The sequence below is a fragment of the Mycobacterium innocens genome (assembly GCF_900566055.1).
GTDB lineage: Bacteria > Actinomycetota > Actinomycetes > Mycobacteriales > Mycobacteriaceae > Mycobacterium > Mycobacterium innocens.
In genome coordinates this window covers 1-8,264 of record NZ_UPHQ01000010.1, presented here as the reverse complement: position 1 = coordinate 8,264, position 8,264 = coordinate 1, and the positions used below count along the sequence as shown (strand labels likewise).

Annotated in this window: 6 protein-coding genes and 3 pseudogenes; 6 read left to right on the top strand and 3 right to left on the bottom strand. The window is 66.8% G+C overall.

Annotated features, from left to right (window positions below; genetic code table 11):
* Positions 1-259, top strand: a pseudogene (locus EET03_RS01435) (hypothetical protein); the annotation flags it as partial.
* Between the two features lie 108 nt (positions 260-367).
* On the opposite strand, the gene EET03_RS01430 reads toward EET03_RS01435, so the two are convergent.
* On the bottom strand, positions 368-1,276 hold the full coding sequence (locus EET03_RS01430; RefSeq protein WP_063469241.1) for an oxygenase MpaB family protein: 909 nt from the start codon (positions 1,274-1,276) through the stop codon (positions 368-370).
* A 107-nt stretch (positions 1,277-1,383) separates the two neighbouring features.
* Between EET03_RS01430 and EET03_RS01425 the strand changes: the two genes are divergently transcribed.
* Complete coding sequence (locus EET03_RS01425) at positions 1,384-2,103, top strand: TetR/AcrR family transcriptional regulator (RefSeq protein WP_075541782.1); 720 nt, start codon at positions 1,384-1,386, stop codon at positions 2,101-2,103.
* Here EET03_RS01425 and EET03_RS01420 read toward each other — a convergent pair.
* Positions 2,036-2,585, bottom strand: a pseudogene (locus tag EET03_RS01420) (hypothetical protein). The gene EET03_RS01425 and the pseudogene EET03_RS01420 overlap by 68 nt on opposite strands.
* The gene (locus EET03_RS01415) at positions 2,582-3,166 is read right to left on the bottom strand and encodes a VOC family protein (RefSeq protein WP_075541783.1); all 585 of its coding nucleotides are present in this window, start codon (positions 3,164-3,166) and stop codon (positions 2,582-2,584) included. The pseudogene EET03_RS01420 and the gene EET03_RS01415 overlap by 4 nt, the downstream one beginning before the upstream one ends.
* A gap of 100 nt (positions 3,167-3,266) precedes the next feature.
* Between EET03_RS01415 and EET03_RS01410 the strand changes: the two genes are divergently transcribed.
* The 4 genes and pseudogenes from EET03_RS01410 (at position 3,267) to EET03_RS01395 (ending at position 8,057) form a co-directional block, all read left to right on the top strand.
* Positions 3,267-3,875 carry a TetR/AcrR family transcriptional regulator gene (locus EET03_RS01410; protein WP_082274518.1) on the top strand — a complete coding sequence of 203 codons (609 nt, stop codon included), beginning with the start codon at positions 3,267-3,269 and terminating at the stop codon, positions 3,873-3,875.
* A gap of 1 nt (position 3,876) precedes the next feature.
* Entirely contained in the window at positions 3,877-4,992 is a 1,116-nt protein-coding gene (locus tag EET03_RS01405) for an alpha/beta hydrolase (protein ID WP_075541784.1), read from the top strand.
* Between the two features lie 65 nt (positions 4,993-5,057).
* A pseudogene (locus EET03_RS01400) lies at positions 5,058-5,837 on the top strand (NAD(P)-dependent oxidoreductase).
* Between the two features lie 33 nt (positions 5,838-5,870).
* Entirely contained in the window at positions 5,871-8,057 is a 2,187-nt protein-coding gene (locus tag EET03_RS01395) for an acyl-CoA dehydrogenase family protein (RefSeq protein ID WP_075541785.1), read from the top strand.
* Positions 8,058-8,264 lie beyond the last annotated feature (207 nt).

The following is an 8,264-nucleotide window of genomic DNA, read 5'->3' as shown; positions in this document are numbered from 1 at the left end:
TACCCCCGCCGGCACCGGCGGTAACGGCGGGGTAGGCGGCGCGGCCGGGTTGTTCGGCAGCGGCGGTAATGGCGGCGCCGGCGGTGACGCCGGACCGACCACCGGCACCGGCGGCAACGGCGGTAACGGCGGCAACGCCATCCTGGTCGGCGATGGCGGCAACGGCGGTAACGGCGGGAAGGCTGCGGCCAATGGCAAGGCCGGCACCGGCGGCACCGGCGGACTGATCGGTGCGGACGGGTTGAACGGGTTGCCGTAGCCGGACGGCTCGGATCCACGGCAACCGCGGTTTCGTCGGGCGATGCTCTTGGCGTCGGCCGGACATGTCCGTGGCGTCGGCCAGCAGCTCCGGGCAGCTTGTCGCCCGCTACACCAATGGGCGCCCGGCCTTGATCCGCCGGTCCAAGTCCCAGAGCATCAGGTTGAACGGGAATTGCCGGACGGCCCGCGGCATCATGGCGTTCACCGCCCCTATCACCGCCATCAACCGATCGAAAAGCTGTTGTTTGCCGGCGTCCCACGGCAACCGCATCTCGTCGCGAAACCGTTGCGGTAGAAAGCCAGTGGTGATCAACAGCGCGATACTTTCCGGAACCTTGCGCAGCACGCCGGGCAAGGGCACACCCGGTATCCGGGCTGCGGCAATCGGATACAGGTAGTCGCGAACGGCGTCGTCGATACGCACCTTCTTCAGCGACTCCTGCCAATACCGGTCAAAAGCAGCTCGATCCGGCGGCCACATCTCCGGGGGTACCTGCAGCGTGGTGGCCAGCGCCATCGTCTCGCGGTAATGACGCTCGGCCTCAGCGTCGTCCACTTCGCCGACGAAGATGCGGTGCACATCAGCCGCGCCCTTGCACATACATGCCGCCACCCACAGCTGCAGCTCGGGGTCAAATGCGTTGTACTGCACCGGACTTTCGGATGTCGAGTACACCTGAGCGTGCGCCCGGTTGACCGCGCGGCGGTAAGCGGCCTGCTGCTCGTCGCTGCCGGCCATGGCCACCGCAATATAGGTAAAGGTGGTGCGCGTCCGCTTGATCGGATGCAGGTCCAACCGGCCGCTCTCGACCCGGCTCTCCACCACGCCATGGCCGACTTCGGGTCGCGCCAGCTGCATGATCACGTTGGCCGGACCGGCCAACAGCGCGATCCCCATCAAGGTGTCGTCTGTCGCGGCCGGCCGCCCGCGCCTGGCCCGTACCGGCCGGGGTGGGTCGGCTACCGGACGCTCCACATGGGGAACGGGCTGGCGAACCGCACCGGGAATTGCCACCGTACGTCCTCCTGCCGAGCCGAGCCGCCGAGCCGATCCGAGCCGACCCGCTAATTGTGATAACGCCTGTTTCCCGATATTGCTCGGGTCCCTGCCCTGGTGTCAAGATGACGTTCGTGACCGAAGACTCCGGCTCAGGCGAACCCTCCCCACGCCCATACCGAGGCGTCGATGCGGCCCAGCGGCTGGCCGCGCGGCGTCGGCAATTGCTGGACGCCGGCTTGGACCTGCTCGGCTGCGACGACAGCGACATCACTGACCTCACGGTCCGCGGCGTCTGCCGCCGGGCGGGCCTGTCGGCCCGGTATTTCTACGAAAGCTTCGCCGACAAGGACGAATTCGTCAGCGGCGTGTTCGACTGGGTGGTCGCCGAGCTGGCCGCCACCACCCAGGCCGCGGTGGCGGCGGTGCCGCCACACGAGCAGGCGCGCGCCGGGATGGGCAATGTGGTACAGACCATCGCCGACGACGCGCGCATCGGACGCCTGCTGTTCAGCACCCAACTGGCCAACCCTGTGGTGATGCGCAAGCGCGCCGAATCCAGCACGCTGTTCGCCATGTTGTCCGGTCAGCATGCCGGCAACGCGCTGCGAATCCCGGCAAACGAGCACATCAAGGCGGGCGCGCACTTCGCCGTCGGCGGCGTCGGTCAGACCCTCAGCGCCTGGCTGGCCGGGGACGTCGCGCTCGGGCCGGACCAGCTCGTCGAACAGCTCGCGTCGTTGCTCGACGAACTCGCCGACCCGAAGCTCTACCACCTCACGGGAACAGCGGCAGGTGCCACAGCCGCGTCCCCGGTCGGATCAGCCAGCGCCGCGCCAGGGTAAGCCGCATGATGCGCTGCGCGCTGGTGATCATCACGACGGCAACCGGCAGCTCCAGGAAAAGCGCGGTCAACACCGACCACCAGCGCTCGTCGGGTCCCGCCGTCATCAGGTCGAACCACGCATCACAGATCAGCAGCACCCCCGTGTGGTGAACGCAGTGAGCAGCAGAAGCTGGCGGCGCAGGTAACCCAGCACGGCCGTGGCCATCATGAACCCGACCAGCAGAATGTCGAAGCCGACCCAGGTGGCCGGCCAATTGTGCGCGACGTAGTTGGCCGGCAGAGTCAGCCCGAGAAATGCCGTCCACGGGATCAGCACCAGCGCGCAGCCGATGACCAGGCGCAACCGGACACGCCGAGTCCGCACGAGGGTCTCGGGTCCACCAGTTCGCCCAGCGGACGCTCCAGCCGGGAGATGAGTTCTCGCCGTTGTTCGGGACTCAGTGCCGCGATCTGCTCATCGATCAAAATACCGTCCGTCACGGCTGGCTAGCCACCGCCGCGGGTCGCCGGTCGGCCGCCGTCCTGGGGACGGCAGGCGTGTCGTTCTCGGTGAATTCCTTTATCCAGCAGGCGAATTCAAGGGTGATGCCATCGGGGTCCTGGAAATAGAACGAGCGCACGTACACCCCGGGATGCACCGTCGCCGATACCTGCATCTGGCTCTCGTCATGATTGAGGACCGGGCCGACCCGCACCCCTTTGTCCTTGAGCCGCTGGCGATAACCGTCGAACTTTTCGGCCGGGACGTGGAACGCCAGGTGGTTCATGGAGCTCACCGCGCTGGTGATATCGCCGATTCCCGGAATGGCGCCGGGCGAGGAGATGCCCGGCACCCGATCCGGTGCCTCGGCGAACCAGAAGAACGCGACGCAGTCGCCGTTGCCGGCGTCGAAGAAGAAGTGCTGCCCCTGCCCGCCGGGCAGGTCGAGCGACTTGATCAACGGCATACCCAGGATGTTGCTGTAGAAGTCGACGGTGCGCGCCATATCCGAACACACCAGCGCGACGTGATTGATTCCGCCGAGCTCGAACTCGGTGTTGGTGTTGTGCGGCTTGATCATCGTGCGGCTCCGATCGGCCCCTGCCCCGCCCCTGCCCTGGCTAAGACGTGAATCTGAATCTAACATCAGGTTCAGTTTTGCTCCAGAGGAGGTGCGCCAGGTGTCTGCGTTTCCGACGCACCGCGGTCGGCGGACCCAGGCCGCGATCGACACCGCCGCTCGAAGTGTCATCGCGCGCAAAGGAATTCTGGCCACCACCATCGCCGACATCACCGCCGAGGCCGGCCGTTCGGCGGCGTCCTTCTACAACTATTACGACTCCAAGGAAGCGATGGTGCGTCAGTGGGCGTTGCGCTTCCGTGACGAAGCCAACGAGCGGGCCCAGTCAGTGACCCGGCACGGCCTGTCCAACCGCGAGCGCGCGTACGAGGCCGCCGCCGCGCACTGGCACACCTACCGCAACCGGCTCGCGGAGATGATCAGCGTGTCGCAGTTGGCCATGGTCAACGACGACTTTGCCCAGTATTGGGCCGAGATGTGTTCGATTCCAATCTCTTTCATCACCGACACGGTCGAACGCGCCCAGTCGCAGGGGTACTGCCCAGGCGACGACCCCCAGCTGATCGCCGAGGCTATCGTTGCCATGTTCAACCAGTTCTGCTACATCCAGCTCAGCGGAGCCCGTGTCAGGGAACCCGACGACCGGGCCTGCATCCAGACGCTGGCCAACATCTACTACCGAGCGATCTACGGTGAGGAGGTTCACTGAATTGCCCGATGTCGTACGCGAGTTCGTCGGCCTGCCGTCCCCGACCGCCGGACGCGCCGGTGCCGGCGGGCACCCATGCCAGGGGCTCTACCACCACGTCGCCGGAAACAAACCCACGGTGGCGATGATTGCCACGCACTACCAAATCGACTTCTCCGAACACTATCTCGCCGAATACCTGGCCGCCCACGGGATCGGCTTCCTGGGCTGGAACACCAGGTTTCGCGGCTTCGAAAGCAACTTCTTGCTCGACCACGCATTGGTCGACATCGGCGTCGGAGTGCGCTGGCTGCGCGACGTCAAGGGCGTGGAAACGGTGATATTACTAGGCAATTCGGGAGGCGGTTCGTTGATGGCCGCTTATCAGTCACAGGCGGTCGACCCGAACGTCACTCCGCTGGAAGGCATGCGCCCGGCGACCGGGCTGACCGAGTTGCCCGTCGCCGACGGCTACGTCGCGACCGCCGCCCACCCGGGCCGTCCGGATGTGCTCACCGCCTGGATGGACGCCGCCGTCGTCGACGAAAACGATCCCGTGGCAACGGATTCCGATCTGGACCTGTTCAACAACGATAACGGACCGCCCTACTCCCCCGAGTTTCTCGCCCGGTATCGCGCCGCTCAGGTAGCCCGCAACGAGCGCATTACCGAGTGGGCGCAAGCCGAGCTGAAACGGGTACGCGCCGAAGGTTTTTCGGATCGGCCGTTTGCCGTGATGCGAACCTGGGCCGACCCGCGCATGGTCGACGCCACCATCGAACCGACCAAACGTCAGCCCAATCTGTGCTACGCGGGCGCGCCGCTGAAAGCCAACCGCTCCGCACGCGGCATCGCCGCGGCCTGCACGCTGCGCAACTGGCTGGGCATGTGGAGTCTGCGGGTGGCCCAGACCCGGGCCGAGCCGCACTTGGCCCGTATCACCTGCCCGGCGCTAGTGATCAACGCCGACGCCGACACCGGAGTGTTTCCCTCTGACGCCCAATGCATCTACGATGCGCTCGCCGGCACCGACAAGACCCGGACCTCGATCGACACCGACCACTACTTCACCACACCGGGAGCGCGTGACGAGCAGGCCGACACCATCGCCGACTGGATCGCCGAGCGGTGGCGCTGAGAGTTCTCGCCCACTTCGCACCCGGCGACATGGTGCTTGATCTCGTTGCAACCGAATGAGATTGGCTGGACGTCCGTTGGTGTTCCGAAGATGACGACGCGTGCTTCTACCGCGAAATTGCCCGAGGCCGAGGTGATCTGGCATGTGCTTCGTCCGCTGTCGGGCACCGACTTGGAACAAGGCGCGCGGCTACGGCTGGTCCACAAATTCGGCGCCGGAGTGAACCCATCGACGTGACGACAGCAACAAACCGCGGTATCGCGGTGGCCAATATGCCGGGCGCCAAAGCTCCCTCGGTTGCCGAGGGCACCGTGCTGTTGATGCTGGCCGCGCTGCGCCGGCTACCGACGCTCGATACCGCGATCCGTCAGGGCCGGGGCCGGCCGACAGACCCGGAACTGGGCGAGACGATACGCGACATCGGCGGTTGCACGGTCGGGTTGATCGGCTACGGAAACATCGCCAAACGGGTCGCGGCGATCGTCGCCGCGATGGGCGCCACCGTGCTGCACACCAGTACCCCAGACGACGGACGCCCCGGCCGGCGGCCGCTGCCGCAACTGCTGGCCGCCAGCGACATCGTCTCCGTGCACGTACCGTTGACCACCGACACCGAGCATCTGATCTACACCGCCGCGCTGGCCCGGATGAATCCGGATTCGGTGCTGGTCAACACCTCTCGGGGCGCCGTGATCGACGAAGACGCCCTGGTACTCACCCCCCATGTCACCTGGTACACCGCCGACACCATGCGGCGTTACCTGACCGAGGCCGTCCAGAATTGCCGGCGGCTGCGCGACGGACGGCCGCTGGCCAATCTGGTCAACCAACCCACCGGTTGTTAGCTTGGAAAGAACACGCTCAAGGGAAGGCGAACAATGCCGATCGCGATAACCCCTGAACATCGAGACCTCGCCGATTCGGTGCGATCCCTGGTGGCGCGGATGGCGCCATCTGAGGTACTGCATGCGGCCTTGGACGCAACCCCAGAAACCCCGATCGAGAACCCGCCGCCGTACTGGCAGGCAGCCGCCGAACAAGGGCTACAGGGTGTGCATCTGGCCGAATCCGTGGGCGGACAGGGATTCGGCATCCTCGAGCTGGCCGTGGTCCTGGCCGAATTCGGCTACGGGGCGGTGCCCGGGCCGTTCGTCCCGTCGGCCATTGCCAGCGCGCTGATTGCGGCGCATGACCCCGAGGCCAAGGTGCTATCCGAACTGGCCACCGGGGCGGCCATTGCCGCGTATGCGCTGGATTCCGGACTGACCGCCACCCGTCAAGGTGACATCCTGGTGATCCGCGGCGAAGTCCGCGCGGTCCCCGCGGCGGCTCAGGCCGCCGTGCTGGTGCTGCCGGTGGCCATCGACAGCGGCGAGGAGTGGGTGGTACTGCGGGCCGAACAGCTCGAAATCGAGCCGGTCCGCAGCCTGGACCCGCTGCGGCCCATCGCGCATCTCCGGGCTAACGCCGTCGAGGTCACCGACGACGTCGTGCTGAGCGATCTGAGCATGACCACCGCCCACGCGCTGATGTCCACGCTGCTGTCGGCGGAGGCCGTGGGTGTGGCCCGGTGGGCCACCGACGCCGCATCAAGCTACGCCAAGATTCGCGAACAGTTCGGCAGGCCGATCGGCCAGTTCCAGGCGATCAAACACAAGTGCGCCGAGATGATTGCCGACACCGAACGCGCCACCGCCGCAGTGTGGGACGCCGCCCGCGCGATAGACGAGGGCAGCCCGGACGTCGAGTTCGCCGCGGCGGTAGCGGCAACGCTGGCGCCGACAGCAGCCCAGCGCTGCACGCAGGACTGCATCCAGGTGCACGGCGGCATCGGATACACCTGGGAGCACGACACGAACGTGTACTACCGCCGCGCGCTGATGCTGGCCGCCTGCTTCGGCCGCCACACCACTTACCCGCAACGGGTGGTGGACACCGCGACCACCACGGGTATGCGGCCGGTGGACATCGACCTGGACCCCGACACCGAGAAACTGCGCTCGGAGATCCGGGCCGAGGTTGCCGCCCTGAAGGCGATGCCGCGCGAGCAACGCAGGGTCGCCATCGCCGAAGGCGGCTGGGTGCTGCCCTATCTGCCCAAGCCGTGGGGGCGGGCGTCCGGCCCGGTCGAGCAGGTCATCATCGCCCAGGAGTTCACCGGCGGCCGGGTCAAACGGCCGCAGGTCGGCATCGCGGCCTGGATCATCCCGTCGGTTGTCGCGTTCGGCACCGAAGAGCAGCAGCAGCGCTTCCTGCCGCCGACCTTCCGCGGCGACATGATCTGGTGCCAGCTGTTTTCCGAGCCCGGCGCCGGCTCGGACCTGGCGGGGCTGACCACGAAAGCGACCCGGGTCGACGGCGGCTGGCGCATCACCGGCCAGAAGATCTGGACGACGGCCGCCCAATACGCGCACTACGGCGCGTTACTAGCCCGGACGGACCCGAGCGCGCCGAAGCACAACGGCATCACCTATTTCCTGCTGGACATGAAAAGCCAAGGCGTGCAGGTAAAGCCGCTGCGGGAGCTTACCGGTCACGCGATGTTCAACACCGTCTACCTCGACGACGTGTTCGTTCCCGACGAGTTCGTGCTCGGCGAGGTGAACCGGGGCTGGGAGGTCAGCCGCAACACGTTGACGGCCGAACGCGTGTCGATCGGCAGCAGCGACGCCAACTTCCTGGCCACCCTGCCGCAATTCGTCGAGTTCGTCCGCGACGGACATTTCGATCAGGTCGCCCACCACCGCGCCGGTCAACTGATCGCCGAGGGTCATGCCGTCAAGGTGCTCAACCTGCGCTCCACGCTGTTGACCATCGCCGGGAGCGACCCCATGCCGTCGGCGGCGATTTCCAAGCTGTTGTCGATGCGCACCGGGCAGGGCTACGCCGAATTCGCGGTGTCGACGTTCGGCACGGACGCCGCGATCGGCGACCCGGACCAATTGCCGGGCAAGTGGGGGGAGTACCTGCTGGCCAGCCGGGCCACCACGATCTACGGCGGCACGTCGGAAGTGCAGCTGAATATCATCGCCGAGCGGCTACTGGGCCTTCCCCGCGACCCGTAAACCCGCCACCGCGGTGCCAACGGATGAGTCCGCTACGGCAAGCCGTTGAGCCCGCCCGCGCCCAGTAGCAGTCCGCCGGCTCCGCCCTTGCCCGAGCTGCCCGTGGTGACGCCGGTTCCGCCGTTGCCGCCATTGCCGCCATTGCCGATCAACACGGCGTTGCCGCCGATGCCGCCGGCCCCGCCGTCACCACCGGCTCCGACGGCG

Excerpts from the sequence above, each read along its gene's own strand:
- EET03_RS01425 (WP_075541782.1), top strand. The coding sequence starts at position 1,384 with ATGACGTTCGTGACCGAAGACTCCGGCTCAGGCGAACCCTCCCCACGC.
- EET03_RS01415 (WP_075541783.1), bottom strand. The coding sequence starts at position 3,166 with ATGATCAAGCCGCACAACACCAACACCGAGTTCGAGCTCGGCGGAATC.
- EET03_RS01395 (WP_075541785.1), top strand. The coding sequence starts at position 5,871 with ATGCCGATCGCGATAACCCCTGAACATCGAGACCTCGCCGATTCGGTG.